The sequence below is a fragment of the Streptomyces sp. NPDC007162 genome (assembly GCF_040634175.1).
GTDB lineage: Bacteria > Actinomycetota > Actinomycetes > Streptomycetales > Streptomycetaceae > Streptomyces.
This window is the reverse complement of the sequence record NZ_JBEYFC010000008.1, coordinates 22,603-47,994: the sequence shown is the minus strand read 5'-3', so window position 1 is coordinate 47,994 and position 25,392 is coordinate 22,603. Positions and strand designations below refer to the sequence as shown.

Sequence of the window (25,392 nt, the reverse complement as noted above, 5' to 3'; positions counted from 1 at the left end):
CTGACAGACAGAATCGGACCGACCCCGAAAGGCCGGTCCGATTCTGTCGACGGCGTGCCCGCAAGGGGCCATGTCCCCGGTAGATCTCACTCAAATGAGTGACCACTCACCGGACACCCGCATTTATGCAGGTGGCGGGGCGCCGAAAGGGGCGCGGGCACCACGCGACCCCCTGCGGCAACTAGCCGCGCAGCACCGCTCCCGTACGCTCCCCTGCCAGGGCGACCGCGGCGTCACGAGCCGCGGACGCCTCGTCGACCGTCAGCGTGCGATCGGACGCCCGGAAGCGCAGCGCGTACGCCAGCGACTTCTTCCCGTCGCCCAGCTGCTCGTCGTTGACGTACACGTCGAACAGCCGGATCGCCTCCAGGAGTTCACCCGCGCCCTCGCGCAGCGCCGCCTCGACCTCCGCCGCCGGTACCGGCTTGTCGACCACGAGGGCGACGTCCTGCGTGGCCACCGGGAACGTCGAGATGCTCGGCGCCTGCGGCGTGCCGTCGCCGGCCTGCTCCACCGCGTCCAGGTCCAGCTCCATCGCGCAGGTGCGCGCGGGCAGCCCCAGCGCCTTGAGCACGCGCGGGTGCAGCTCACCGGCGTGGCCCACGACCCGCTCGGCACCGTCGGCGACGACCGCCAGCTCGGCGCACCGGCCGGGGTGCCACGGCCCGTACTGGCCGGCCCGCACGATCAGCTCGACCCCGGCCTCACGCGCCACCGCGCGTCCCGCCTCGACCGCGTCGGCCCAGTCGGCCGGACGGCCCTTGCCCCACCAGCCGGCCTGCTCGCGGGCGCCCGCGAGGACGACGGCGACATGGCGCGGCTGCTCGGGCAGCACGGCGTCCAGCGCGGCGAGTTCCGCGTCGGTCGGGCGGCGGTCGACCGGGAGGTGCCCGGCGATGCCCTGCTCCTCGCGGGGCAGGAAGACCAGGCCGGTCTCGAACAGCGCCAGGTCGTGCGCCCCGCGCCCGTCGTTGCGCCGGAGCGCGCCGAGCAGGCCCGGCAGCAGCGACGTACGGAGCGCGGGCTCCTCGTCGTTGAGCGGGTTGGTGAGCTTCACGACACGGCGGGCCGGGTCGTCGGCGGCCAGACCGAGCTGGTCGAAGACGCCCTCGCCGACGAACGGGTAGTTCGGCGCCTCGACATAGCCGGCCCCGGCGAGCGCGCGGCCGACCCGGCGGTGCAGCCGCTGCCGGGCGGTCAGCCCCCGGCCGGACGGCGGCTTGGGCAGCGTGGAGGGCAGGTTCTCGTAGCCCTCCAGCCGGATGACCTCTTCGGCCAGGTCGTTCTGCTCGGACAGGTCCGGCCGCCAGGACGGCACGGTGACGATCAGCTCGTCCTGCCCGTAGACGTCGCAGCCGACCTCCTGGAGGCGGCGGACCACGGTCTCCCGGCCGTACGCGACACCCGCGACCTTGTCGGGGTGGTTCGCCGCGAGGGTGATGGTGTGCGGCGCGGACGGCGCGATGACCTCGGTGACCCCCGCCTCGGCGGTGCCGCCGGCGAGCAGCACCAGCAGGTCGACGGTGCGCTGCGCGGCGGCGGCCGCGGCCTGCGGGTCGACACCGCGCTCGAAGCGGCGGGAGGCCTCGGAGGACAGCTTGTGCCGGCGGGCGGTGCGGGCGATCGCGACGGCGTCGAAGTGGGCCGCCTCGATCACCACGTCGGTGGTGGAGTTCGCCCCGTTCTCGGCGGCATCGTGGTCGGCGATCTCGGTGTTGGCGCCGCCCATGACGCCCGCGAGGCCGATCGGGCCGCGGTCGTCGGTGATGACCAGGTCCTCGGCGTGCAGCTTCCGCTCCACACCGTCGAGGGTGACGATCTTCTCGCCCTCGGCCGCGCGGCGGACGCCGATGGTGCCCTGGACCAGGTTGCGGTCGTAGGCGTGCAGCGGCTGGCCGAGCTCCATCATCACGTAGTTGGTGACGTCGACGGCGAGCGAGATCGGGCGCATGCCGACCTTCTGCAGGCGGCGCCGGAGCCAGATCGGCGAGCGGGCCTCGGGGCTCAGACCGCTGACGGTGCGCGCGGTGAAGCGGTCGCAGCCGAACGGGTCCGAGACCTGGACCGGGTAGCCGAAGGCGTTCGGTCCCGGTACGTCGAGCAGGGCCGGGTCGCGCAGCGGCAGGCCGTAGGCGATGGCGGTCTCGCGGGCCACGCCGCGGATGGACAGGCAGTCGCCGCGGTTGGCGGTGACCGCGATGTCCAGGACCTCGTCGACCAGTTCCAGGAGCTCGATGGCGTCCTTGCCGACCTCGGTCTCCGGCGGCAGCACGATGATGCCGTGGGTGCCGTCATCGCCCATGCCCAGCTCACCGCTGGAGCAGATCATGCCGTGCGAGGTCTTGCCGTAGGTCTTGCGGGCGCTGATCGAGAACCCGCCCGGGAGCACGGCCCCCGGCAGGACCACGACGACCTTGTCGCCGACCGCGAAGTTGCGGGCGCCGCAGACGATCTCCTGGGGCTCACCGGTGCCGTTGGCCGAACCGACGTCGACGGTGCAGAAGCGGATCGGCTTCTTGAAGCCCTCCAGCTCCTCGATGGTCAGCACCTGGCCGACGACCAGGGGGCCCTTGAGGCCGTCGCCGAGCTGCTCGACGGTCTCGACCTCGAGGCCGGCCGAGATGAGCTTGGCCTGCACGTCGCGGCCGGTCTGGGTGGCCGGCAGGTCGACGTACTCCCGCAGCCAGGAAAGCGGGACCCGCATCAGATCTCCATCCCGAACGGCCGGGTGAACCGGACGTCACCCTCGACCATGTCTCGCATGTCCTCGACGTTGTGGCGGAACATCAGCATCCGCTCGATGCCGAACCCGAAGGCGAAGCCGCTGTACTTCTCCGGGTCGACGCCGCAGGCGGTGAGCACCCGCGGGTTGACCATGCCGCAGCCGCCCAGCTCGATCCAGCCCTCGGAGGAGCAGGTACGGCAGGGGCGGTCGGGGTTGCCGACGGACTCGCCCTTGCAGACGTAGCAGAGCATGTCCATCTCGGCGCTCGGCTCGGTGAAGGGGAAGAAGTTCGGCCGCAGCCGGGTCTTCATGCCCTCGCCGAACAGGGACTGGACCATGTGGTCCAGGGTGCCCTTGAGGTCCGCCATGGTCAGGCCCTCGTCCACGGCGAGCAGCTCGACCTGGTGGAAGACCGGGGTGTGGGTGGCGTCCAGCTCGTCGGTGCGGTAGACCCGGCCCGGGCAGATCACGTAGACCGGCAGCTCACGGTCGAGCAGCGAGCGGATCTGCACCGGCGAGGTGTGGGTGCGCAGCACGACTCCCGACTCGGTGCCGCCCTCGGGGCCCTGCACGAAGAAGGTGTCGGCCTCGCCGCGCGCCGGGTGGTCCGGGCCGATGTTCAGGGCGTCGAAGTTGAACCACTCGGCCTCGACCTGGGGACCCTCGGCGACCTCGTAGCCCATGGCCACGAAGATGTCCTCGATGCGCTCCGAGAGCGTGGTCAGCGGGTGCCGGGCGCCGGCCGGGACGCGGTCGTGGGGCAGGGTGACGTCCACCGCCTCCTCGACGAGCACCCGGGTGTCGCGCTCGGCCTCCAGCTCCTCCTGGCGGCCGGCGAGGGCCTTGTTCACCGCGCCGCGGGCCTGGCCGACCAGCTTGCCTGCGGCGGCCTTGGCGTGCGGGGGCAGGGCGCCGATCTCCCGGTTGGCGAGGGCCAGCGGGGAGGTGCCCCCGGTGTGGGCGACCTTGGCCTCCTGGAGCGCGTCGAGGGAGTCCGCGGCGGCGAAGGCGGCGAGCGCCTCGTCCCGCATGCGCTCGATCTCTTCCGGTTTCAACGCCTCGACCTCTACAGGGTCGTACGACTTGTTCGGTGCCGACATCTCTTCCCGTGCTTCCGATTACTGGCGGATGGTCCCCGTGACCGTGGGTGGCCGTGTGAAGGACACAAAGGTGCCAAAGGCCGAGTCTAACGGGGTGGAGGTGACGAAGGCGCCCGCGGGCCGCTCGGCCGGTCTCAGGTGAGATACGCCGGCGTGCTCACGGGCAACGTAAATCGGAACTCGGCGCCGCCGCTGGGGGCGCGTCCGACGGTGATGGTGCCTCCGTGGGCCTCCACGATGCCCTTGACGATGTACAGGCCCAGGCCGGTGCCACCGCGCTTGCTGCCCCGCCAGAAGCGGGTGAAGACGCGGTTCATGGACTCCTCCGGGATGCCTGGCCCCTCGTCGCCCACCGTGACCGACGTACCGGCGTCCTCCCCTTCGCGCGGGGACGCCGAGGGCGTGACGTCGATGGTGACAGTTCCCTCACCGTGGCGCACGGCGTTTTCGATGAGGTTGCTGAGGACCTGGTCGATCTTGTCGGGGTCGGCCCAGAGCGCGGGCAGCGGCTGCTCGATCCGCAGCAGGAACCGGTCGGCGGGCTGCCCGGCGGCCACGTACGCCTGGATGTGCCGTCCGACGGCGGCGCCTATGTCCACCGGCTGCCGGCGCACTTCGAGGCGCCCGCTGTCGATCCGCGAGATGTCCAGCAGCTCGGCGATGAGCCGGGTGACCCGGTCGGCGTCCGCGTCCACCGTCTCCAGCATCAGCCGTTTCTGGTCGTCGGTGAACCGTTCCCATTTGGCGAGCAGGGTGGCCGTGAACCCCTTGACGGAGGTGAGCGGCGAGCGCAGCTCGTGGGCGACGGTGGCGATCAGCTCGGCGTGACTGCGTTCGGTACGGCGCCGGGCCTCGGTGTCCCGCAGCGACACGACGACCCGGCGCACGGGGCCGGCCGGCTCGGCGCGCACGTAGCGGGCCGACACCATCACCTCCCGCCCGCCGGGCAGCAGGAGGTTGCGCTCGGGCTGGCCGACCCGGATGGCGAGGCCGCCGTAGGGATCGGTGAGCTGCCACCAGCGCCTGCCCTCCAGGTCCTCTAACGGCAGGGCCCTCTCCAGGCGCCGGCCGAGGGCGTCGGCGGGTGCGGTGGCGGTGATGCGGGCGGCGGCGGCGTTGAAGCAGACGACGATGCCGTGCTCGTCGGCGATCACCAGGCCGTCGGGCAGTTCGTCGGGGTCGATGCCGAGCCCGGTGAGGTCGCCGTGCCGGGGTGCGGGTACGCGGCCGGTGCCCCGGCCGCCCGGCGCGTTGCTGGTGCCGACACTCATCCCCTTACTCCACCTCTCAGACGGCGCAGCAGGCCCCCGGGCTGGTCACCCTACTAGCCCCTGGTGACGGAACGGCACCCTCCGGGGGCACGCTGTGCACGGGCCGATGCGTAGAGACATACGGCGGCGGCGGTGGCGAGGTTCAGGCTCTCGGCCTTCCCGTGGATCGGGACGCGCACGACGGCGTCCGCGAGCGCCCGGGTCTCCTCCGGGAGCCCCCACGCCTCGTTGCCGAACACCCACGCCGTCGGGCCGCCCATGGTGCCCTTGTCGAGCTCGTCGTCGAGGTCGTCGGTGCCCGCGCCGTCGGCGGCGAGGATCCGCACCCCGATGCCCTTGAGCCCGGCCACGGCCTGCTCGACGGGAACGCCGACGGCGACGGGGAGGTGGAAGTGCGAGCCGACCGAGGCGCGCACGGCCTTGGGGTTGTAGAGGTCGACGGACGCGTCGGTGAGGACGACGGCCTCGGCCCCGGCCGCGTCGGCGCACCGCAGCACGGTCCCGGCGTTGCCCGGGTCGCGGACGTTGGCGAGGACGGCGACGAGCCGGGGGCGGGCGGCGAGGACCTCCTCCAAGGAGGTGTCGAGGAACCGGCAGACCCCGACCAGGCCCTGGGGCGTCACCGTGGTGGAGATGTCGGCGATCACGTCCTCGGAGGCGAGGTGGATCCGGGCGCCGGCGGTTCTGGCCTCCCCCACGATGTCGGCGTACCGCTCGGCGGCCTCGACGGTCGCGAACAGTTCCACGAGCGTCGGTGCGTCCCCGGCCCGATGCCCGGCCGCCTCCCGGACGGCCTGCGGCCCCTCGGCGAGAAACAGCCGGTCCTTCCCCCGGAAGTTCCGCTTCGCGAGCCGCCGGGCAGCGGAGACACGCGCGGAACGGGGGGAGATCAGCTCGGGGGTGGCCATCGTGGCGGTCACTTTCGAAGAAACGCGACGGACGAGCGCCCCTTCAGGGGCGCGGAACTGTACATATATGCGGCTACCGCAGCGTGCGCGCGATCAGCCCGCACGAGCCCGCAGCCGAACGAATGCCGTGGACCAACAACAGGACCCGCAAGCTTTTCAGCCTGCGGGTCCTCACGTCGGCCGAAGCCAGCGCAGCGTCACGCCGCCTTGGGGGCGTTGACGTCCGACGGCAGCGCCTTCTGCGCCACCTCGACGAGCGCGGCGAACGCGTTCGTGTCGTTGACCGCCAGCTCGGCCAGGATCTTGCGGTCGACCTCGACGTTCGCGGCCTTCAGACCCTGGATGAAGCGGTTGTAGGTGATGCCGTTGGCGCGGGCAGCGGCGTTGATGCGCTGGATCCACAGCTGACGGAAGTCGCCCTTGCGCTTCTTGCGGTCGTTGTAGTTGTAGACCAGCGAGTGGGTGACCTGCTCCTTGGCCTTGCGGTACAGGCGCGAACGCTGACCGCGGTAGCCGGAGGCCGCCTCGAGGATCGCCCGGCGCTTCTTGTGGGCGTTGACTGCCCGCTTGACGCGTGCCACTTGTTAACTCCTTGTAGCGGGGCCGCGGTTGGACTCACGCGGCCCGGAAACGACTGGGTCCCGGTTGTGCTGACTCAGGGCGCGGCGAGGCGCCCACGTGTCACTTGCCGAGAAGCTTCTTGATCTTCGCGGTGTCACCCGGGGCCATCTCGGCGTTGCCGGTCAGGCGACGCGTCACGCGGGACGACTTGTGCTCGAGCAGGTGGCGCTTGCCGGCGCGCTCACGGAGCACCTTGCCGGAGCCGGTGACCTTGAAGCGCTTGCTGGCACCGCTGTGCGTCTTGTTCTTCGGCATAGCGCCGTTATCTCCTCGTCGGTGGCGCTCCGGTGCCCGGTCGCGAAAACCGGGCACTGTGGAACGTCGCTCTTGTATCGGTTACATCCTGGGACTCTCGCCCCCGGCTGCTGCCCTGGGGCGGGTGTACCCCGGGATCACGCCTCGGCGTGCTCCTCGGCCGGCGCCTCGACCTCGGCGTCGGCCTCAGCCTCGGCCTCGGCGGGGTTCTGCGACCGACCGGGGTTGGCCTTCGCGTCCGCCTTGCGGGCTTCCTGCGCCTGCCGGGCCTCGGCCATCGCCTCGGTCTTCTTCTTGTGCGGACCGAGAACCATGATCATGTTCCGGCCGTCCTGCTTCGGGTTCGACTCCACGAAACCGAGGTCCTGGACGTCCTCCGCGAGCCGCTGCAGCAGTCGGTAGCCCAGCTCGGGCCGGGACTGCTCGCGACCACGGAACATGATCGTGATCTTGACCTTGTCGCCCTGCTTGAGGAACCGGACGACGTGACCCTTTTTGGTGTCGTAGTCGTGCGGGTCGATCTTCGGCCGGAGCTTCATTTCCTTGATGACCGTGTGCGCCTGGTTCTTGCGCGCCTCACGGGCCTTCATGGCCGACTCGTACTTGAACTTGCCGTAGTCCATGAGCTTGCAGACCGGCGGGCGTGCGCTCGCCGCCACCTCGACCAGGTCGAGGTCGTACTCCTGGGCAAGCTCCAGGGCTTTGGCAAGCGGAACAATCCCGACCTGCTCGCCGCTGGGACCGACAAGTCGCACTTCGGGAACGCGAATCCGGTCGTTGATGCGGGGCTCGGTGCTGATGGATCCTCCTCGGTAGCACCACGCGACGGTCTGGCGGACAGCCGCGTAACGTCTGTGTCGTAAGACCTAACCGCACCGAAGCAGAAAAAATGCCCCGGACGATCACAGGCGGGACTCCTCGAACTACCGGAGACACCGCCGCGAGGATCGCGGGGCGCACTATCGGACGGAACGCCGTCGCCGTGAAACGGCGAAGCGACCGCCTGACCGGTGACCCGCCGCCCTGGGGGTGGTCGGGTGGGAGTTCGAAGCCTCCACTTGTGGGCCGGATCAGCTAGCCGTATGGCACATCTGTCCGGCCGGTCGTCACACCAGGCTAGCAGCCAATCGGAGAGAGGGCTAATTGGGGCGAGGCGGGCCCTGGTGAGCGCCGTTCGCGGCTGCGCCTATCGTGTGGGGCATGAGTGAGACGCCCCTTTCCGGCCCCGGCTCCGCCGAGCAGCCCGACTTCGACGAGATGACCCGCGACATCGCCGAGGTCCCCGCGGTCGAGGTGATCGTGACGGTCGCCGTCAACCTGATGAGCGCGGCCGCCGTGAAGCTCGGTCTGACCGAGGAGGGCGACAAGTACAAGGACCTCGACGAGGCCCGCAAGCTGGTCACCGCGCTGGCCGGACTGCTCGACGCGTCCGCGACCGAGATCAGCTCCTTCCACGCCGCCCCGCTGCGGGACGGCCTGAAGTCGCTCCAGCTGGCCTTCCGCGAGGCCTCGATCGTCCCCGACGACCCGGGCCAGGGCCCCGGCGAGAAGTACACCGGCCCGGTCTACGGCTAGGGCCTCCGCGGCACTGGCTCAGTCCCGTACGTACAGGGGCTCGCCCGGGGGCGTGGTCCCGGCCGGCAGGAGTGCCAGGTCGAGGCCGCGCACCAGGCGGGCCCGCAGCGTCTCGTCGGCGGCGAGCCGCTCGGCGACGGAGCGGGCGGCGGCCGCGGGCGGCACGGCCGGGTCGAGGACGAGGGCGAGGACGCCGTCCGCCTGCCCGGGGCCGAGGTGGGCGCGGAGCACGGCGGGCTCGGCGGCCACCGCCGTACGGACGGCCTCCAGCACCAGGGGGTCGGCGAGCGGATCGGCCGCCGTACGCCCCTCCGCGAGGGCCAGCAGCGCGGCGCCGGTCAGCTCGAACGGCACCGGTCCCGACAGGTCCAGCACCACTGTGTCCGCCTTCTCGTGTGCGGCGGCCTGCAGCGCCTGGTGCAGGGGTACGGCGACGGGCCGGGCCGCCGGGTCCCAGCGGGCCAGCGACCCGATGGAGGTGAAGGCGGGCAGGGCGGTGCGTTGGCCGGCCTTCAGGGTGGGCACCGCCATGTCGCTGGTCTTCTCGCGGCGCAGCCCGTTCTCGTCCTCCTCCACCTCGCCGAGCACGGCGACGACGGGAACCAGCAGCCGGGCGCCCTTCAGCGCCTCCAGGACGGGGCCCACCGCCGTACGGTCCTCGGCCCAGGCGGCCAGCGCGGCGGTCAGCCGGGGGTCGGCGGAACCGTCGTCGTCGGAGTAGCCGGAGTCGGGAATGTTCTTGTTCGCCACGGTCCCCGACCCTATCGGTGGGATGCTGCTGCGGTTGTGCGCCCCCCGAAACCAGGCCGACACCGCTTTCACACGAATCTCAGGATTCCCTGACCTTCCTCTAACGTCCGGCAAACGGCTCGCACAGTCCCCGCCCCGAGCATCGCGGGCATGGAGTCCCCCAGAGCCACTTCCGGTTCCCGTCGCGGCCGGCGCCGCGCCCGGCCACGGCGCCGGGCCCTTCTCGCCACCTCCCTCGCCGTGGTCGCCGTCCTCGGCGCGACCGCGGCGGGGACCGTGTACGTGAAGGCGCACGCCCGCGAAGGCACCGTATCCTCGGCTGCGTCGCCGTCGCCCTCCTCCTCGGCCTCGGCGCACGGGGAGGCGTCGGTGGAGCCTGTGACGGAGCCGGCCGTGGACCGGGAAGCGCTGCTGAGTTCGGCGATGGCGACGGTGAGCGTGCCGTCCGGTGCGCAGGTGTCGGCGGCGGTCCTCGACCTGGACTCCGGTGACGGCGCGGTCCATGGCGACGCGGCCTTCGACACCGCGAGCATCGTCAAGGTCGACATCCTGGCGACGCTGCTCCTGCAGGCGCAGGACGCGGGGCGACAGCTGACGGCGACGGAGCGGGCGTACGCCACGAAGATGATCGAGAACAGCGACAACACGTCGGCGTCCGAGCTGTGGGACACCATCGGCAAGGCGGAGGGGCTCGACGCCGCGAACAAGCGGTTCGGGCTGACCTCGACCGAGGGGGGCGAGGGGCCCCTGTGGGGGCTGACCCAGACCACGGCGGCGGACCAGCTCACCCTGCTGCGGCAGGTGTTCGGGGACGATTCGCAGCTGAGCGAGGCCTCGCGGGCATATGTCCAGGGACTGATGAAGACGGTCGAGTCGGACCAGCGGTGGGGGGTTTCCGCCGCGGCGGACGGTTCCGGGTTCGCGCTGAAGAACGGGTGGCTGGCGCGGAGCACGACGGGGCTGTGGGACGTCAACAGCATCGGGCGGGTGACGGTGGGCGGGACGGACTATCTGGTGGCCGTGCTGTCGAACGGGACCGTGAGCCAGGCGAAGGGGATCTCGCTGGTGGAGGCGGCTGCCAAGGCGGCGGTGAGGTCCTTCACCGGAGCTGGTCCGTCGGCGTCTGCTCCGGCTCCGCAGTAAGCGGGTCAGGGGGTTTCGAGGGATCGGCGGCGGTCTCGCCACAGGACCACCGCGGCCACCAGCAGGACCCCGCCCGTGCCGCCTGCCAGGGGGGCCGCCCAGTCGGTGGCGCTCGTCGTGTCCTTCTCGGCGTCGGGGCCGGGACCGAAGTACTTCTTCCCGTACGACGCCGCCGTCAGGTCCTCCGTCCTGAGGCTGCCCGCCGCCTTGATGGCGGCCGCCGGGTCGATCATGCCGAAACCGCGGGAGTCGTCCCGGCCGCCCGCCGGGGCGTCCCGGGCGGTGTCCTCCACGAGCTTCTTGACCTGAGCGGGCGTGAGCCCGGGGTGGGCGGCCTTGATCAGGGCCACGGCGCCCGAGACGAAGGCGGAGGCGGCGCTGGTGCCCCAGCCCTCGTAGTACTTGTGGTCCGGGTCCGCGATGACGATGTCGTCGCCGGGCGCGCTCACCGTGGCGTACCAGCGGCGGGTGGAGAAGGAGGCGCGGGTGCCGAACTTGTCCACGGCGGTGGCCGCGATGACACCCGGATAGGCCGCCGGGTACGAGATGTGGTCTCCCTTGTCGCCGCCGTTGCCGGCCGAGGCGACGACCACGACGTCCTTCTTCAGGGCGTACTGGATGGCCTCGTCCTCGCTGGGCTCGGGGTGCGCGGAGTCGGAGTCGTCGCCGAGGGACAGGTTGATGACGTCGGCGCCGTGGTCGGCGGCCCATCGGATGCCCTCGGCGAGGGCGTCGCCCCGGGTGGAGCGGGCCTTGCCGCGGGCGCTGTCGCCGTCTTCGAGGATCACCCGGACGGGCAGGATCCTGGCCTCGGGCGCCACGCCCATCACACCGTCGCCGTTGCCGACCCCGTGGCCGTGACCGGCGATGATCCCGGCCATGGCGGTGCCGTGCCGGGCCCAGTCGCGCTGGCCCTGCCGAGCACCGAAGCCGATCATGTCCTTGGCGGCCAGGACGTTGCCGACGAGGTCCGGATGGTCGGCCTCGACACCGGTGTCCAGGACGGCGACGGTGACGCCCCGGCCCTTGGTGGTCCTCCAGGCCTCGTCGAGGTGCAGGGCGGACAGGCCCCACTGCTGGGCGCGGATGCTGTCCGCGTACGCGGTCGTGGACGGCAGCAGGGCGAGCGAACCGGCGCACAGCAGGCTCAGCACGGCTCCGGTCGCGCGGCGCTTCATGAGGGCTTCTCCGTTGCCGGGCCTGCGATGTGCTGGCGCAGTCGCCGTTCGATGCGGTCGGCCAGGCCCTGGGCCTCGTTGCCGAGGCCGGCCTGGGCGGCGGCCGTGGTGGCACCGGACGCCTCGGCGTCGGCGGCGGGCTGCGGGGTGTCGACGGTACGGCCGTCGGCCCAGCCGGAGACGGCGTAGGCGACGACCGGGGAGTCGGTGAGCACGGAGACGGTCCAGGAGGCGCGCTGATGCGGGCCGAACCGCTCGGCCGCGGTGCCCTTCGCGGCGTACGGGAGGGGCATCAGGTCGGTACGGCGGTCCAGGCGCTCGTCATCGAAGCGTTTGGCCAGGGCGGTCATGGCGGCCGGGTCGGCCGTGGTGAAGAGCAGCCCGACGGTCGTCACGTAGCTCTGGGTGGCGTCGGTGTAGGTGGCGCGGATCAGGCGCCGGCAGCCGACGGGGGCGAGTACCTTGCGCAGCAGCGGGTCGAAGGCGTCGGCGCAGCCGGTGGCCGGGGCGACGGCGATCCGGGTCCAGGTGCGGTCGGCTCCGCCGGGGCCGGCGCCGGTGCCGAGCACGGTGGGCGGGAACAGTTCGTCGACGGGGACGTTGTGCCACAGGCCCGCGGCGGCGCTGAAGGTGCCGGCGGCGGTCACGTCACCGCCGTCGTCGACTATCCAGCTCCCGGTCACCGCGCCGCCGATGAGGCCGAGGCCGAGGACCAGGCAGGCGGCGGCAGCGGCGGTGCGGGGGGCCACGCGACCGATCAACGACAGCCCCCGCCCGCGCTCGTCGTACCCCTCGGGTTCACCGAACGTGACAACGGGCCGGTCCCTGCCGGGAGTTCCCATGGAGGCGCTCCAGGACATGGCGGGGTCCGGCATCGGGGCGAGCGGCGCGGCGGGGGTGCCGTGGGCCTCGACGGGGCCTCCCGAACCGGCGGTCGGCACCGGCGCCGGCATCGGGGGCACCGCCGGACGGGGCGGCGCACCGCCCGGCATGCCCGCCGCCGGACCCGACGGAGCATCGACAACCGCGGACCGCGCCGCTCGCGGCGCCGCAACGGACGAGGTGAATCCGGCAGCCCCGGAACCCCCACCACCCCGCGACCCACCACCGACCGCCGGGCCCCCAACGGGACGCGAGGCGCTCGCGGGGGCGGAGGAACCGTCGAAACGGGCAGCGCCCCCAGACGCCGGGCCGCCACCGGGACGCGACACACCACCGGCCGCCGAGCCCCCACCGGGACGCGGCACGTCACCGGACGGAGGGCCCCCGGCTGGACGCGAGGCGCTCGCGGGAGCCGGGGCGTCGCCGGGGCGGGAGGCACTCACGGACGTCGAAGCGCCACGGGGAGTCGGAGTACCGTCCGGGCGTGAGGGGGCGCCGACCGTCGGAGGGGCCGTCGGTCGGGGGGGAGGGGCAGGTGCCGGGGCGGAGCCGGAGGCCGGAGGGGTCGTCGGCCGCGCCGGGGCGCGCGCGGGACGCGACGCACCGCCGGCCGTCGGAGGCTCGGACGGGCGGGGCGGGGTGCCGGTCGTCGGGGACTGCGCCGTGCGCGGCGGCGGTGGGGCGGTCTTCGGGGGTGACGCGGGGCGAGGCGGGGCCGTGGGTACCGGGAACGTCCGCATGTGGGGGCTCCAGGCGCTGCCCGACACCGGCGCACCGAGGGTGGTCGGGAAGTCACTGCGGGGCCGCTCGACCCGCGCGGACCCGGTCGCCCTGGCGGAGCCGGAGCCTCCGGCCGCTTCACCCGACGACGGTCGCACGTCCCGCGGCGGCTCCGGTTCCGCGGCGGCACGGGCGGCACGCGACGAGCCGTCCGGCTCCGTCCCGGCCGCCGGACGCCGCGACGGCGGCGCCCCGTAGGACAACCGGAACGGCGCACCCCGCCCGGCGGACCCGGACCGCACGCCCCTCCCGGCATCCCACCCGGCCGACTCCCGCCCCGAGGGCTCCGCCGACACACCTCGCCCGTCGACGCGCCGATCTGAAGGCCCCGCAGGCGCACCTCGCCCATCGGCACCCCGCCACGAAGGCCCCGCAGGCGCACCTCGGCCATCGGCCCCTTGCCCGGAAGGATCCGTCGGCGTACCTCGGCCGTCGGCGTCCCGTCCCGAAGATTCCGTCGGCGTACCTCGGCCGTCGGCGTCCCGTCCCGGAGGCTTCCGCGGTGTGCTCCGGTCGTCGTCCGTGCGGGGTGGCGGGGTGTCGGGGAAACGGGCCGAGGGAGGCGGGGGCGGGAGGGGGGTGGGGCGGGGCGGACGAAGGTTGGGGTAGCGGGGGCGGGTGATGCGTTCGGTGCGGGCCGAACCGTCGGCCGACCGGCCCCCCGTGCCCTGCTCGCCCTGCCCCACCGCACCCCCCCGACTCGTCCGGTCGTCACGACTCTGCTGTCCACCGGGCCGACCCGGCAGCTGGTCCTGCCCGGTCTCCCCGGTCCCGCCGGTGAATACGTCGGACCGGCGCGACCCATTCATCCGGTCGGGGCGCTCGAAGAAACCCGGCCCGTCACCCCGCCCCCGGTCACCTTCGGCGGTGGGTGCCGGCTCCTCGGACGAAGGGCGTCCTGGGATCGGGGCGTGCTGCGCTTCCCCGCTCATGCGCCCCCCGTTTCCTCGTGCCCGGGCCAACTCCTCGTACGGGCCGTCTCGCTCTCGGCGCGGAGAGTCCGCCCCGGGCACACATACCCCTGCCCGCGGATCCGCATCCCGGCGCGGGTCGGGCGACCAGGCCGGTTCCGCCGTACGTGCGCGTCACTCTACGGGTTGTACGAGCGCGAACGGGAACCAGTCCACGCCCCCGGGGCATCTGCCCGGATCGTCCCCCTACCCTGCGGTAATCCTGTCTGGCAGGCTTCGTTCATGACTGCGCGCGCCGCCGACCGGGCCCGTTACGACCGGGCCACCGCCCACCTCGACGCCCCTCTCGCGATCGTCGACCTGGAAGCCTTCGATGCCAACGCGGACGACATCCTGCGCCGGGCCGGCGGCAAGCCGGTACGGGTGGCGAGCAAGTCCGTGCGCTGCCGCCACCTGCTGGAACGGGTGCTGGCCAAGGACGGGTTCGCCGGGATCATGTCCTTCACACTCGCGGAGTCCCTGTGGCTCGCGAGGTCCGGCTTCGACGACGTCCTCCTCGCCTACCCGTCCGCCGACCGGACCGGGTTCGCCGAGCTGGCCGCCGACCCCAAGCTCGCCGCCGCCGTGACGGTGATGATCGACGACACCGCCCATCTCGACCTGATCGACGCGGCCCGCGACGGCGGCACCGAAGTCGTGCGGGTCTGCCTGGAGTTGGACACCTCGCTGAAGCTGCTGGGCGGCCGGGTGCGGATCGGGGCCCGCCGCTCGCCGCTGCACTCCCCCGCCCAGCTCGCCGACCTCGCACGGGCCGTGGCCCGCAGGCCGGGCTTCAGGCTGGTCGGGATCATGGGGTACGAGGGGCACATCGCCGGGGTCGGCGACTCCGTCGCCGGCCGGCCGCTGCGCTCCCGCGCGGTGCGGCTGATGCAGGCCACCGCCCGCCGCGAGCTGGCGGAGCGGCGCGCCGCGGTGGTGCGGGCAGTCCGGGCCGTCGCCCCTGACCTGGAGTTCGTCAACGGCGGCGGCACGGGCAGCGTGCAGACCACGGCGGCGGAGGAGGCGGTCACCGAGATCGCGGCGGGCTCCGGCCTGTACGTGCCGCGCCTCTTCGACAACTACACGTCGTTCACCGGCCGCCCCGCCGCGCTGTTCGCCATGCCGGTGGTGCGGCGGCCCGGGGTCGGCGTGGTCACCGTGCTCGGCGGCGGCTACCCGGCCTCGGGCGTCGCCGGCCGTGACCGCCTCCCGGTGCCGTACCTGCCGGAGGGACTGTCGTACGACCCGCAGGAGGGCCCCGGCGAGGTGCAGACCCCGTTGCTGGGCGCCGCGGCGGACGATCTCCTGATCGGCGACAAGGTGTGGTTCCGGCACGCCAAGGCGGGCGAGCTGTGCGAGCGGTTCGCCGAGTTGCAGCTGGTCGAGGGCGACCGGGTGACGGCGACCGTACCGACGTACCGGGGCGAGGGTCACACCTTCCTCTGACCCCGGGGCCGGGCGGGCGGCGCCCGGCCCGGCCCCCGGACGTCTAGAGGGGCGTGACGTACGCCCCGGAGATCCCGCCGTCCACCAGGAAGTCGCTGGCGTTGACGAAGGAGGAGTCGTCGCTGGCCAGGAAGGCGACGGCGGCGGCGATCTCCTCGGCCTCGGCGAACCGGCCCACGGGGATGTGCACCAGTCGGCGGGCGGCCCGCTCGGGGTCCTTGGCGAACAGCTCCTGGAGCAGCGGGGTGTTGACCGGCCCGGGGCACAGGGCGTTGACGCGGATGCCCTCGCGGGCGAACTGCACGCCCAGTTCACGGGACATGGCCAGCACCCCGCCCTTGGAGGCGGTGTACGAGATCTGCGAGGTGGCCGCGCCCATCCGGGCCACGAAGGACGCCGTGTTGATGATGGAGCCCCTGCCCTGCCGCCGCATGTAGGGGATGGCCGCCTTGCAGCAGAGGTAGACGGAGGTGAGGTTGACCTCCTGGACGCGCTTCCAGGCCTCCAGCCCGGTCTCCAGGATGGAGTCGTCGTCGGGCGGTGAGATACCGGCGTTGTTGAAGGCGACGTCGACGCTGCCGTAGGTCTCGTAGGCCGTCCGGAACAGGGCCTCGACCTGTTCCGGGTCGGTGACGTCGACCTTCACGAAGGTCCCGCCGACCTCCTCGGCCGCGGCCCTGCCGCGGGTCTCGTCGACGTCGCCGCAGACGACGTGGGCGCCCTCGGAGGCCAGCCGCCGGGCGGTGGCGAGGCCGATGCCGCTGCCGGCCCCGGTGATGACGGCGGTTCGGCCGACGAGCCGGCGGCAGACGATCTCTTCGGTGGATGCGGTCACTGTGCGGGGCCCTCCGTGCTGATGAAGACGTTCTTGGTCTCGGTGAAGGCGGTGAGCGCGTCCGGGCCGAGTTCGCGGCCGATCCCCGACTGCTTGAAGCCGCCGAAGGGGGTCCAGTAGCGGACGCTGGAGTGGGAGTTGACGGACAGGTTGCCGGCCTTGACGGCCCCCGAGACGCGCAGCGCCCGCCCCACGTCCCGGGTCCAGACGGAGCCGGAGAGGCCGTACTCGGTGTCGTTGGCGAGCCGGATCGCGTCGGCCTCGTCCTCGAACGGGATGACGACGGCGACCGGTCCGAAGACCTCCTCGACGGCGACGCGCGCGTGCGGGTCGACGCCGGTGAGGACGGTGGGCGGGAACCAGAAGCCGGGGCCGTCGGGAGCCTTGCCCCGGATGCCCGGCGCGTCCGCGTCCACGTACGAACGGACGCGTTCCAGCTGGGACTTGGAGATCAGCGGGCCCATGTCGGTCTTCTCGTCCGCCGGGTCGCCCACGGTGACGGACTCGATCGCGGGGGCGAGCAGCGCCAGGAAGCGGTCGTGGACGGACCGTTGGACGAGGATGCGGGTGCGGGCGCAGCAGTCCTGCCCGGAGTTGTCCAGGAAGGACATCGGCGCGGCGGCCGCGGCGGCCTCGATGTCGGCGTCCGCGAAGACGATGTTGGGGCTCTTGCCGCCGAGTTCGAGGGTGACGCGCTTCACCTGGTCGGCGCAGAGCGCCATGATGCGCCTGCCGACCCGGGTGGAACCGGTGAACACGACCTTGGCGACGCCGGGGTGGCGGACCAGGGCCTCGCCCGCGATGTCGCCGCGGCCGGGGAGCACCTGGAAGAGGCCTTCCGGGAGCCCTGCCGCCAGGGCGAGTTCGGCGAGGCGGAGAGCGGTGAGCGGGGTGGTCTCGGCGGGCTTGAGAAGCACCGCGTTGCCGGCGGCGAGGGCCGGGGCGGTGCCCCAGGCCGCGATGGGCATGGGGAAGTTCCAGGGGGCGATGACGCCGACGACCCCGAGGGGTTCGAGCAGCGTGACGTCGAGACCGCCGGCGACCGGGATCTGGCGTCCGGTCAGCCGCTCCACTCCCCCGGCCGCGTAGTCGAGCAGGTCACGGACGTTGCCGGCCTCCCAGCGGGCGTTGCCGAGGGTGTGGCCGGCCTGCCGGACCTCCAGCCGGGCCAGTTCCTCGCGGTGTTCGTCCACCACGGCGGCGAACCGGCGCAGCAGCCGGGCCCGTTCGCCGGGCGCGAGCGCGGCCCAGCGCTCCTGGGCCCGCGCGGCCCGCCGCACGGCGGTGTCGATGTCCTGCGCCGCGGCTCCCGGGACGGTCGCGATCACCTCCTCCGTGGCCGGGTTGAGGACGTCGAGTTCGTACTGTTGCGACAAGGGGTGCCTCACATGCGTTCGAAGGAGCGGCGCAGCTCCCAGTCGGTCACCGCGGCGTCGAAGGCCGCCAGCTCGACGCGGGCCATGTTGCGGTAGTGCGCGACGACCTCGTCGCCGAAGGCGGCCTTGGCGACGGGGCTGTTCTCCCAGAGCTCGGCGGCCTCGCGGAGGGTGGTGGGGACGTGGGCGAAGTCGGCGGCGTAGGCGTTGCCGGGGCAGGGGTCGGGGAGCTCGAGTTTCTGCTCGATGCCGTGGAGCCCGGCCGCGACCAGTCCCGCGACGGCGAGGTACGGGTTGACGTCGCCGCCGGGCAGCCGGTTCTCGAAGCGCAGCGAGCGGCCGTGGCCGACGACTCTGAGCGCGCAGGTGCGGTTGTCGTGGCCCCAGGCGACCGCCGTCGGGGCGAAGGAGCCCGGCTGGAACCGCTTGTAGCTGTTGATGTTCGGGGCGTAGAGGAGCGAGAAGTCTCGGAGGGCGGCGAGCTGTCCGGCGAGGAAGTGCCGCATCACGTCGGACATGCCGTCGCCGTCGGCGAACACGTTGCGGCCGTCCGCGTCGGTCAGTGACAGGTGGATGTGGCAGGAGTTGCCCTCGCGCTCGTTGTACTTGGCCATGAAGGTGAGGGAGACGCCCTCCTGGGCTGCGATCTCCTTGGCGCCGGTCTTGTAGACGGCGTGCTGGTCGCAGGTGACCAGGGCCTCGTCGTAGCGGAAGGCGATCTCGTGCTGGCCGGGGTTGCACTCGCCCTTCGCGGACTCGACGGTCAGCCCCGCGCCGGCCATCTCGTTGCGGATGCGGCGCAGGAGCGGCTCGATCCGCCCGGTCCCCAGCACCGAGTAGTCGATGTTGTACTGGTTGGCCGGGGTCAGCCCGCGGTAGTTCGCGTCCCAGGCCGCCTCGTAGGTGTCCTTGAACACGATGAACTCCAGCTCCGTACCGACCTGTGCGGTGTAGCCGAGCTCGGCGAGTCGCTCCAGCTGGCGACGGAGGATCTGGCGGGGCGCGGCGACGACCGGGGAGCCGTCGTTCCAGGCGAGGTCGGCGACGAGCAGCGCGGTACCCGCGTTCCAGGGCACGCGGCGGAGGGTGGCGAGGTCGGGGTGCATGGCGAAGTCGCCGTAGCCGCGGTCCCAGGAGGACATGGCGTAGCCGTCCACCGTGTTCATCTCGGTGTCGACGGCGAGCAGGTAGTTGCAGCCCTCGGTGCCGTGGCGGAGGACCTCGTCGAGGAAGAACCGGGCGGCGAACCGCTTTCCCTGCAGTCGCCCTTGCATATCGGGGAAGGCCAGGACGACAGTGTCGATCTCACCGCCCGCGACGAGGGTGTGCAGTTCCTCGACGCTCAGCGGGGGTGTGCGGTCTGCCACGGGGGAGCTCCTTCGGCGTCTGTCACGACGGTGCTGCACTGCTGCGGGCGGTCCGGGAGCTCTAAGGTATGGGTGACAACCATTGCTTGGGAAGGGGGTACGGCCCTATGTCGCCGGACGCGGACGGCACCCTCGACGACCCGTTGACCCCGGTGCTGCGGCCGGTGCGGGCCGGCAACGGCTTCGAGGAGGCGCTGGAGCAGATCCTCCAGGTCGTCCGCCTCGGACTGGTTCCGGGCGGTGAACGGCTGCCCGCCGAGCGGGAGCTGGCGGAGCGCCTCGGCATCAGCCGGGTGACGCTGCGCGAGGTGCTGAAGGTGCTTCAGGACCAGGGTCTGGTGGAGTCCCGGCGCGGGCGGTACGGCGGCACGTTCGTGCTGCCGCGGGCGGACGCGGGCGGCGAGGACGAACTGCGGCGGCGGGTCGCCGAGGTCGACATCGAGGACGTGCTGCGGTTCCGCGAGGTGCTCGAGGTGGGGGCGGCCGGGCTGTGCGCGTCGCACGGCCTGCCCCCCGACCATGCGCACCGCCTCCGCGAGGCCCTGGCCCGCACCCATGAGGCACCCCTCGCGGACTACCGCCGCCTGGACACGCTGCTGCACCTGACGATCGCCGAGCTGTGCGGCTCACCCTCGCTCACCGCCCAGTACGCGGCGGTACGGGCGGCGGTGAACGACCTGCTGGACTGCATCCCGCTGCTGGTTCGCAACCTGGAGCACTCGCAGCGCCAGCACGTCGCGCTGGTGGAGGCGGTGCTGGACGGGGACGCCGAAGGTGCCCGGGAGATGATGCGGGAACACTGCGCGGGAACGGCGGCGCTGCTGCGGGGGTTCCTGGCGTAAGGCCCGACCGGCATGTCATAAAGGGGTGCACATAAAGGTGCGAGCGCATACCTTTACGACTCGGGAGGGGCCCATGTCCGGACGGCCACTGATCGGCGTGAGCACATATCTGGAGGCCGCCACGCGCTGGGGAGTCTGGGAGCTGGAGGCGGCCCTGCTGCCGGCCGGCTATCCGCGCCTGGTGCAGCGGGCGGGCGGCCTGGCGGCGATGCTGCCCCCGGACGCCCCCGAGCACGCGGCGGCGACGGTGGCCCGGCTGGACGGCCTGGTGATCGCGGGCGGCCCGGACGTCGAGCCGGTCCGCTACGGTGCCGAGCCCGGCCCCCACACCGGCCGCCCGGACCGCCCCCGGGACGCCTGGGAACTGGCCCTGATCGACGCGGCCCTGACGGCGCGGATCCCGCTCCTCGGGATCTGCCGGGGCATGCAGCTCCTGAACGTCGCCCTGGGCGGCACCCTCGTCCAGCACATCGACGGCCACGCGGAGACTCCCGGCGTCTTCGGCCGGCACCCGGTCAAACCGGTCCCGGGCACGCTGTACGCCGCGGCGGTCCCGGAGGAGACCTCGGTCCCCACCTTCCACCACCAGGCGGTGGACCGCCTCGGGGCGGGGCTCGTGGCCTCGGCCCATGCGACGGACGACGGCACGACCGAGGCGATCGAGCTGCCCGCCGGGCGGGGCTGGGTCCTCGGGGTGCAGTGGCATCCGGAGATGGGTGAGGACCTGCGGGTGATGCGGGCGCTGGTCACAGCCGCGTCCTGAGCCAGCTCAGCGCCGCGTCGCCCTGCGCGCGCTGGAAGGAGCGCAGGGTGGGCAGACCGGGCGGCGCGGGCCGTACCGAGTGCTCCAGGAAGTAGCCGGTCAGCGCGGCGAGGGCGGCGGTGACCCGGTCGGGGTCCGCGTCCCGGCCGAGCGGATGCGCCGCGAAGACCCGCTCCGGGTCCGGGCCGCCCTGGGCCCGCACGCACGGCAGCATCACGAGGAGGTCGAACCAGGGGGCGGCTCGCACGGCGTGCGGCCAGTCGACGAAGACGACCCCTCCGTCGGCGGTGAGCAGCATGTTGTCGGCGCGCAGGTCGCCGTGGGCGAGGGTGTCGCCGGTGACCGACCCGGGCCAGGGGGCGGCGGTTGCGGCCAGTTCCGCGAGATGGGAGACGGTCCAGTCGTCCAGCCGGTCGGCGGCTACCCCGGGCCCCTCGATCAGCCTGCGCCAGCCGTCGAAGGCGTCCGCGAGGTGCTCCGCGGCGGGTGGCGCGTCGACCGGGGAAGGGGTGAGGGCACGGCCCAGGGCGGCCACCGCGTCCAGGACCCGGCGGAGTTCCTCCGGGCGCCAGGGGACGTGCGGCTGGCACCCGTCGACCTCCTCGAAGACGAGGGCGACCCAGGTGCCGTCGTCGTAGCTGCCGAGCAGTCGCGGCGCGGGCACGGCGGCGGGCAGGGCGGCGGCGTTACGGGCCTCAGCGCGGTGGAGGGCGGGGCTGTCCGGATTGGTGTCGGCGCCGACCGCCTTGACGAAGGCGGCGCGGTGGGCGGCGGTCCGGATTCTGGCGGCGACACCCGGGGAGAAGCCCCCGGCCTGGGTGACCGCCTGGGTCACGGGGGCGCCGCCGAGGAGGTCGGCGACGGCGTCCCGGACCCGGGCGGGGAGCGCTTCCCAGGGGATGCGGGTGCCTTCGGCGGGTGGGGCGGTGGGGGTGGCCATGGACGGATGGTGACCGTCGCGGCCGGGCCGCCGCCACGGCTTTTCCGCGGCGGGTGCCGAACCGGCGCAGGTCACCCTCGGGTGAGGGAGAGCAGTTCTCGCGCGGGGCCCGTCGGGCGATGCCCCGTCGGCCACACCGCACGCAGGTCGCGCCGCAACGCCACCCCCTCCACCGGGATGCCCAGCAGCCGCCGCATAGCCAGTTCCTCGCCCACCGCGAGTTCGCTCAGGACCGCGGGTCCCGCGCCGCCGACCGCCGACGCCTTCACCGCCGTCGTCGAGGACAGCTCGATCAGCGGGCGGGCCAGGCCGCCCAGGGCCGCGTCGAGGACCTGCCGGGTGCCGGAACCGCGTTCGCGCAGGATCAGCGGGGTCGCCGCCAGTTCCGCCGCGGCCAGCGGGCGCCGGCGGCGGGCCCAGGGATGGGCGGGGGCGACCACGACGATCAGACGGTCGTGGGCTATCACCGTCGAGTCCAGCCCCTGCGGGACCGTCAGCCCCTCCACGAACCCCAGGTCCGCCTCGCCCGCGAGCAGCCGCTCCGCGACCGCCGCCGAGTTGCCCGCGAGCAGGGACACCGCCGTGTCGGGACGCTGGGCGCGCAGCGCGAGCAGCCAGCCCGGCAGCAGGTACTCGGCGATCGTCATGCTCGCCGCGACCCGCAGCCGTGAGTCCCGCCGGTCCCGCAGTGCCTGCGCCCCCGCGTCGAACGCCTCGGCCGCCTCCACCACCCGGCGCGCCCAGTCGGTCACCAACGCCCCCGCGTCCGTGAGCCGGGAGCCGCGCGGTGAGCGGTCGACGAGGGCCACGCCCAGCTGCCGTTCCATGGAGCGGATCCGGCTGCTGGCCGCGGGCTGGCTGATGCCGACCTCCCGCGCCGCCGCCCCGAGGCTGCCCAGCCGCGCCACCGCGAGCAGCAGTTCCAGCGCGCCGAGGTCCGGCACCCGGTGCGCCAGCGTGCCGCCGCCCCTCCGCTCCTCCGTCTCGCTCATAAGACCAGCTTATGTCCTCATAGGGAAACGGTCCCTGGTGGTGGGCCCAGGTCGGCGGGAGCGTGGTCCCATGGTCACCGCAGTCCGCCATCTGGGCCCCAACTGGTACGCCTCCGTGATGGGCACCGCCGCCCTCGCCGTCGGCGGCGGCACGCTCGCCACCGGCGGCACGCGTGCGCTCTTCGTCGGCATCTGGGCGCTGTCCCTGCTGCACCTGGTGGTCCTGCTGGCCGCCCGCGCCCTGCACTGGACCTGCCACACCGACCAGGCCCGCGCCCACCTCCGCGACCCTGCCACGGCCCCCTTCTACGGCTGCCTGTCCATGGCCCTGCTCGCGGTCGGCGGCGGTGCCCTCACCCTCGGCCGGGACTGGATCGGCGAGCCGGCCGCCGTCGTACTGGACTGCGTGCTGTTCGTCGCGGGTACGGCGGTCGGGCTCACGGCGGCCGTCGCCGTGCCGTACCTCATGGCCGTACGGCACCGGGTCGAACCGGGGCAGGCCTCCCCGGTGTGGCTGCTGCCACTGGTCGCGCCGATGGTGTCGGCGGCGCTGGGGCCCCGGCTGGTCCCCCACCTGCCGCCCGGACAGCCGCGCGCGACCCTGCTCTACGGCTGTTTCGCGCTGTTCGGGCTGAGTCTGCTGGCCACGCTGCTGATGCTGACCCTCGTCTTCGCCCGGTTGGTGACCGGTGGTCCGCTGCCCCTCGCGCTCACCCCGGCGCTCTTCCTGGTGCTGGGCCCGCTCGGGCAGTCGACCACCGCGGCGGGTGCCTTCGCGGACTTCGCGCCCGGGGTCGTACCGGCCCCCACCGCCACCGGTTTCGGCGTGCTCGCCGTGGTCTACGGCGTGCCCGTCATGGGGTTCGCGCTGCTGTGGCTGGCACTCGCCGTCACCCATCTGGTGCGGGCCCGGCGGCAGGGCATGCGGTTCGCCATGACGTGGTGGGCCTTCACCTTCCCGGTGGGCACGTGTGTCACCGGCGCTGCCGCCCAGGGCCGGCACACCGGGCTCGCCGCGTACGACTGCCTCGCGACGGGTCTGTACGGCGTCCTCGTCGCCGGCTGGCTCACGGCCGCCTGCGGCACCGTGCGCGGGCTGCTCAGCGGCGAGCTGCTCGCAGGGCCTCGCCCAGCACCCGTGGCGCCGTCGCCAGTGACGGGCCGTACCACGTCAGGTGCCGGCCGCTGACCAGCGCGCAGGGCAGCCCGCCGAACGCCTCCGGTCCGTCGTCGGCGGTGAAGCGGTAGGGCTCGTCGGGGAGGACGACCAGTTCCGGGGAGGTGCCGATCAGGTCCGGGACCGGGACGCGGGGGTACCGCTCGGGGTGGTCCGCGAACAGGTTCCGTACGCCCAGCCGGGCCAGTACGTCACCGGCGAAGGTGTCCCGGCCGAGGACCATCCACGGGCGCCGCCAGATCGGTACGACCGCGGTCGCCCGGGCCGGTCCGGCGGGCGACGGCACGGCCCAGGCCGCCTCCGCCTCGTCCAGCCACCGGGGACGGTCGCTCACCCCGCACGCGGCCAGGACCCGGGACAGCTCCCCGAAAGCCTCCGGTACGTTCCGCACCTTGGTGACCAGCACCTCCACACCCGCGGTGCGCAGGGCGTCCAGGTCGGGCGCGCGGTTCTCCTCCTCGTTGGCGATCACCAGGTCGGGAGCGAGGGCCAGGACGCGGTCGAGGGCTGGGTTCTTGGTGCCGCCGACACGGGGGACGTCGAGGTCGGCCGGGTGGGTGCACCAGTCGGTGGCGCCGACGAGCACCCGGCGGTCGGTCTCGGCGATCGCCTCGGTGAGGGAGGGGACCAGGGAGACCGTTCGGGGAGCTTCAGCGGGAGCGATCCTGGACCGCCTCGATGTGTTCCGCCACCGCGACGACGACGACCCTGGTGTCGGGGACCGTGGCGCGCCACCGGTGGCGGACCCCGCCGGTGAGGTAGAGGGTGTCGCCGCGGCCGAGGCGGTAGGCGCGGCCCTCGGCCTCGATCTCCACCGCGCCGTCCGCGACGTACATCAACTCGTCGTTGCGGTGCTGGAATTCACGGCCGGCGTCGTGATCGCCGGTGAACTCCGAGGCGTGCAGCTGATGATGGCCGCGGACCAGGGAACGCACCCTGGGCGCGAAGTCGGGCTCGGCGGCGTCGGAGCGTACGAGGTCCACACTGCACGCCGGGTCGGCCGCGGCGAGGAGTTCGACGGCCGTGGTGCGCAGGGCGTCGGCGACCTTCTCCAGGGAGGTGCGACTGGGCCGGGCCCTGTCGTTCTCGATCTGGCTCAGGAAGGGCACCGACAGGCCGCTGCGCTCGGCCACCACGGCGAGGGTGAGCTCCAGCGCGCGGCGGCGCCGCCGGACTGCCGCGCCCACCCGCACGGGCTGCTGGTCCTTGTGGTCGCCCATCGCTCCGGCTCCCTCCTTCGCTCGTCGTCCGTCTTTCGGATCCTGCGGCTTCGGCCGGCCCCTCCTGAGGGGTTCTCTGCACCCTACGCATGTTCGGCAAACCGTTTCAGGCGGGCGTCACATCCCTGTCACGTCCGGTCGGTACGACCCTCACGGTTCACGCCAGTGCGCGCGGTCCCCCGGCGCGCCGGGCGGGGACCACCCCGGCGGGACGAAGACGCCGACCAGGACGGCCGAGCGCCCGTCTGGGCCGGCGACCGGGCACGGCCGGACGGCCGCCGAAGGGCCCGCCGCGG

The 25,392-nt window shown here is 73.2% G+C and carries 24 protein-coding genes; 7 read left to right on the top strand and 17 right to left on the bottom strand.

What is annotated here, in order from left to right:
- Positions 1-181 precede the first annotated feature (181 nt).
- The 7 genes from pheT to infC all read right to left on the bottom strand — a co-directional run bounded on the left by pheT (position 182) and on the right by infC (position 7,680).
- Positions 182-2,704 carry a phenylalanine--tRNA ligase subunit beta gene (gene pheT / locus ABZ646_RS02070; RefSeq protein ID WP_360511978.1) on the bottom strand — a complete coding sequence of 841 codons (2,523 nt, stop codon included), beginning with the start codon at positions 2,702-2,704 and terminating at the stop codon, positions 182-184.
- On the bottom strand, positions 2,704-3,825 hold the full coding sequence (gene pheS, locus ABZ646_RS02065) for a phenylalanine--tRNA ligase subunit alpha (protein ID WP_360511976.1): 1,122 nt from the start codon (positions 3,823-3,825) through the stop codon (positions 2,704-2,706). The genes pheT and pheS overlap by 1 nt, the downstream gene beginning before the upstream one ends.
- A 134-nt stretch (positions 3,826-3,959) precedes the next feature.
- Complete coding sequence (locus ABZ646_RS02060) at positions 3,960-5,096, bottom strand: ATP-binding protein (RefSeq protein ID WP_360511973.1); 1,137 nt, start codon at positions 5,094-5,096, stop codon at positions 3,960-3,962.
- 53 nt (positions 5,097-5,149) lie between these two features.
- Positions 5,150-6,004 carry an RNA methyltransferase gene (locus tag ABZ646_RS02055; RefSeq protein WP_360511990.1) on the bottom strand — a complete coding sequence of 285 codons (855 nt, stop codon included), beginning with the start codon at positions 6,002-6,004 and terminating at the stop codon, positions 5,150-5,152.
- A 197-nt stretch (positions 6,005-6,201) separates the two neighbouring features.
- Entirely contained in the window at positions 6,202-6,585 is a 384-nt protein-coding gene (gene rplT, locus ABZ646_RS02050; protein ID WP_360511970.1) for a 50S ribosomal protein L20, read from the bottom strand.
- Positions 6,586-6,685: 100 nt separating this feature from the next.
- Positions 6,686-6,880, bottom strand: a complete 195-nt coding sequence (gene rpmI / locus ABZ646_RS02045) for a 50S ribosomal protein L35 (RefSeq protein ID WP_046726698.1) — start codon at positions 6,878-6,880, stop codon at positions 6,686-6,688.
- Positions 6,881-7,017: 137 nt separating this feature from the next.
- Positions 7,018-7,680, bottom strand: coding sequence for a translation initiation factor IF-3 (gene infC, locus ABZ646_RS02040; RefSeq protein ID WP_360511987.1), 663 nt, complete (start codon positions 7,678-7,680; stop codon positions 7,018-7,020).
- A 400-nt stretch (positions 7,681-8,080) separates the two neighbouring features.
- Between infC and ABZ646_RS02035 the strand changes: the two genes are divergently transcribed.
- The gene (locus ABZ646_RS02035) at positions 8,081-8,455 is read left to right on the top strand and encodes a DUF1844 domain-containing protein (protein ID WP_360511968.1); all 375 of its coding nucleotides are present in this window, start codon (positions 8,081-8,083) and stop codon (positions 8,453-8,455) included.
- A gap of 18 nt (positions 8,456-8,473) precedes the next feature.
- On the opposite strand, the gene ABZ646_RS02030 is transcribed toward ABZ646_RS02035, so the two are convergent.
- Positions 8,474-9,205, bottom strand: a complete 732-nt coding sequence (locus ABZ646_RS02030) for an SseB family protein (protein WP_360511966.1) — start codon at positions 9,203-9,205, stop codon at positions 8,474-8,476.
- A gap of 150 nt (positions 9,206-9,355) precedes the next feature.
- Between ABZ646_RS02030 and ABZ646_RS02025 the strand changes: the two genes are divergently transcribed.
- Complete coding sequence (locus ABZ646_RS02025) at positions 9,356-10,348, top strand: serine hydrolase (protein WP_360511964.1); 993 nt, start codon at positions 9,356-9,358, stop codon at positions 10,346-10,348.
- Between the two features lie 5 nt (positions 10,349-10,353).
- Here ABZ646_RS02025 and mycP read toward each other — a convergent pair whose 3' ends face one another.
- Positions 10,354-11,526, bottom strand: coding sequence for a type VII secretion-associated serine protease mycosin (gene mycP / locus ABZ646_RS02020; protein ID WP_360511962.1), 1,173 nt, complete (start codon positions 11,524-11,526; stop codon positions 10,354-10,356).
- The gene (locus tag ABZ646_RS02015; RefSeq protein WP_360511985.1) at positions 11,523-12,386 is read right to left on the bottom strand and encodes a hypothetical protein; all 864 of its coding nucleotides are present in this window, start codon (positions 12,384-12,386) and stop codon (positions 11,523-11,525) included. The genes mycP and ABZ646_RS02015 overlap by 4 nt, the downstream gene beginning before the upstream one ends.
- Before the next feature lie 739 nt (positions 12,387-13,125).
- Between ABZ646_RS02015 and ABZ646_RS02010 the strand changes: the two genes are divergently transcribed.
- Positions 13,126-13,386, top strand: a complete 261-nt coding sequence (locus ABZ646_RS02010) for a hypothetical protein (protein ID WP_360511959.1) — start codon at positions 13,126-13,128, stop codon at positions 13,384-13,386.
- A gap of 995 nt (positions 13,387-14,381) precedes the next feature.
- Positions 14,382-15,584, top strand: a complete 1,203-nt coding sequence (locus ABZ646_RS02005; RefSeq protein ID WP_360511957.1) for an amino acid deaminase/aldolase — start codon at positions 14,382-14,384, stop codon at positions 15,582-15,584.
- A gap of 43 nt (positions 15,585-15,627) precedes the next feature.
- On the opposite strand, the gene ABZ646_RS02000 is transcribed toward ABZ646_RS02005, so the two are convergent.
- The 3 genes from ABZ646_RS02000 to ABZ646_RS01990 are packed head-to-tail and all read right to left on the bottom strand — an operon-like array spanning position 15,628 to position 19,162.
- Entirely contained in the window at positions 15,628-16,419 is a 792-nt protein-coding gene (locus tag ABZ646_RS02000; protein ID WP_360511955.1) for a 3-oxoacyl-ACP reductase, read from the bottom strand.
- Positions 16,416-17,795, bottom strand: a complete 1,380-nt coding sequence (locus ABZ646_RS01995; RefSeq protein WP_360511953.1) for an aldehyde dehydrogenase family protein — start codon at positions 17,793-17,795, stop codon at positions 16,416-16,418. Before ABZ646_RS01995 ends, ABZ646_RS02000 begins: the two co-directional genes overlap by 4 nt.
- Positions 17,796-17,803: 8 nt before the next feature.
- On the bottom strand, positions 17,804-19,162 hold the full coding sequence (locus ABZ646_RS01990) for a glutamine synthetase family protein (protein WP_360511951.1): 1,359 nt from the start codon (positions 19,160-19,162) through the stop codon (positions 17,804-17,806).
- Between the two features lie 107 nt (positions 19,163-19,269).
- Between ABZ646_RS01990 and ABZ646_RS01985 the strand changes: the two genes are divergently transcribed.
- Together ABZ646_RS01985 and ABZ646_RS01980 are read left to right on the top strand one after the other, a co-directional pair.
- Positions 19,270-20,004: an FCD domain-containing protein gene (locus ABZ646_RS01985; RefSeq protein WP_360511949.1), complete on the top strand. Its 735-nt coding sequence runs from the start codon at positions 19,270-19,272 to the stop codon at positions 20,002-20,004.
- Between the two features lie 73 nt (positions 20,005-20,077).
- Positions 20,078-20,767: a gamma-glutamyl-gamma-aminobutyrate hydrolase family protein gene (locus tag ABZ646_RS01980; RefSeq protein ID WP_360511946.1), complete on the top strand. Its 690-nt coding sequence runs from the start codon at positions 20,078-20,080 to the stop codon at positions 20,765-20,767.
- Here the strand turns inward: ABZ646_RS01980 and ABZ646_RS01975 are convergent.
- Positions 20,751-21,707, bottom strand: coding sequence for an aminoglycoside phosphotransferase family protein (locus ABZ646_RS01975; RefSeq protein ID WP_360511944.1), 957 nt, complete (start codon positions 21,705-21,707; stop codon positions 20,751-20,753). The two genes, ABZ646_RS01980 and ABZ646_RS01975, sit on opposite strands and share 17 nt — an antisense overlap.
- 71 nt (positions 21,708-21,778) lie before the next feature.
- Positions 21,779-22,699: a LysR family transcriptional regulator gene (locus ABZ646_RS01970; protein ID WP_360511941.1), complete on the bottom strand. Its 921-nt coding sequence runs from the start codon at positions 22,697-22,699 to the stop codon at positions 21,779-21,781.
- A 70-nt stretch (positions 22,700-22,769) separates the two neighbouring features.
- Here ABZ646_RS01970 and ABZ646_RS01965 point away from each other — a divergent pair, with 70 nt between their 5' ends.
- A complete protein-coding gene (locus tag ABZ646_RS01965) occupies positions 22,770-23,888 on the top strand; it encodes a TDT family transporter (protein ID WP_360511938.1) in 1,119 nt (372 codons plus the stop codon).
- Here ABZ646_RS01965 and ABZ646_RS01960 read toward each other — a convergent pair.
- Both ABZ646_RS01960 and ABZ646_RS01955 read right to left on the bottom strand, forming a co-directional pair.
- Positions 23,800-24,540, bottom strand: coding sequence for a helical backbone metal receptor (locus ABZ646_RS01960; protein ID WP_360511983.1), 741 nt, complete (start codon positions 24,538-24,540; stop codon positions 23,800-23,802). The genes ABZ646_RS01965 and ABZ646_RS01960 overlap by 89 nt on opposite strands.
- Positions 24,527-25,096, bottom strand: coding sequence for an XRE family transcriptional regulator (locus ABZ646_RS01955; protein WP_360511936.1), 570 nt, complete (start codon positions 25,094-25,096; stop codon positions 24,527-24,529). Before ABZ646_RS01955 ends, ABZ646_RS01960 begins: the two co-directional genes overlap by 14 nt.
- Between the last annotated feature and the right edge of the window lie 296 nt (positions 25,097-25,392).

What these genes read in the sequence shown, in the direction of transcription:
- pheT (WP_360511978.1), bottom strand. Translation starts at nt 2,704, where the DNA reads ATGCGGGTCCCGCTTTCCTGGCTGCGGGAGTACGTCGACCTGCCGGCC.
- pheS (WP_360511976.1), bottom strand. Translation starts at nt 3,825, where the DNA reads ATGTCGGCACCGAACAAGTCGTACGACCCTGTAGAGGTCGAGGCGTTG.
- ABZ646_RS02060 (WP_360511973.1), bottom strand. Translation starts at nt 5,096, where the DNA reads ATGAGTGTCGGCACCAGCAACGCGCCGGGCGGCCGGGGCACCGGCCGC.
- ABZ646_RS02055 (WP_360511990.1), bottom strand. Translation starts at nt 6,004, where the DNA reads ATGGCCACCCCCGAGCTGATCTCCCCCCGTTCCGCGCGTGTCTCCGCT.
- rpmI (WP_046726698.1), bottom strand. Translation starts at nt 6,880, where the DNA reads ATGCCGAAGAACAAGACGCACAGCGGTGCCAGCAAGCGCTTCAAGGTC.
- ABZ646_RS02035 (WP_360511968.1), top strand. Translation starts at nt 8,081, where the DNA reads ATGAGTGAGACGCCCCTTTCCGGCCCCGGCTCCGCCGAGCAGCCCGAC.
- ABZ646_RS02025 (WP_360511964.1), top strand. Translation starts at nt 9,356, where the DNA reads ATGGAGTCCCCCAGAGCCACTTCCGGTTCCCGTCGCGGCCGGCGCCGC.
- mycP (WP_360511962.1), bottom strand. Translation starts at nt 11,526, where the DNA reads ATGAAGCGCCGCGCGACCGGAGCCGTGCTGAGCCTGCTGTGCGCCGGT.
- ABZ646_RS02015 (WP_360511985.1), bottom strand. Translation starts at nt 12,386, where the DNA reads ATGTCCTGGAGCGCCTCCATGGGAACTCCCGGCAGGGACCGGCCCGTT.
- ABZ646_RS02005 (WP_360511957.1), top strand. Translation starts at nt 14,382, where the DNA reads ATGACTGCGCGCGCCGCCGACCGGGCCCGTTACGACCGGGCCACCGCC.
- ABZ646_RS01985 (WP_360511949.1), top strand. Translation starts at nt 19,270, where the DNA reads ATGTCGCCGGACGCGGACGGCACCCTCGACGACCCGTTGACCCCGGTG.
- ABZ646_RS01980 (WP_360511946.1), top strand. Translation starts at nt 20,078, where the DNA reads ATGTCCGGACGGCCACTGATCGGCGTGAGCACATATCTGGAGGCCGCC.
- ABZ646_RS01975 (WP_360511944.1), bottom strand. Translation starts at nt 21,707, where the DNA reads ATGGCCACCCCCACCGCCCCACCCGCCGAAGGCACCCGCATCCCCTGG.
- ABZ646_RS01970 (WP_360511941.1), bottom strand. Translation starts at nt 22,699, where the DNA reads ATGAGCGAGACGGAGGAGCGGAGGGGCGGCGGCACGCTGGCGCACCGG.
- ABZ646_RS01965 (WP_360511938.1), top strand. Translation starts at nt 22,770, where the DNA reads ATGGTCACCGCAGTCCGCCATCTGGGCCCCAACTGGTACGCCTCCGTG.
- ABZ646_RS01955 (WP_360511936.1), bottom strand. Translation starts at nt 25,096, where the DNA reads ATGGGCGACCACAAGGACCAGCAGCCCGTGCGGGTGGGCGCGGCAGTC.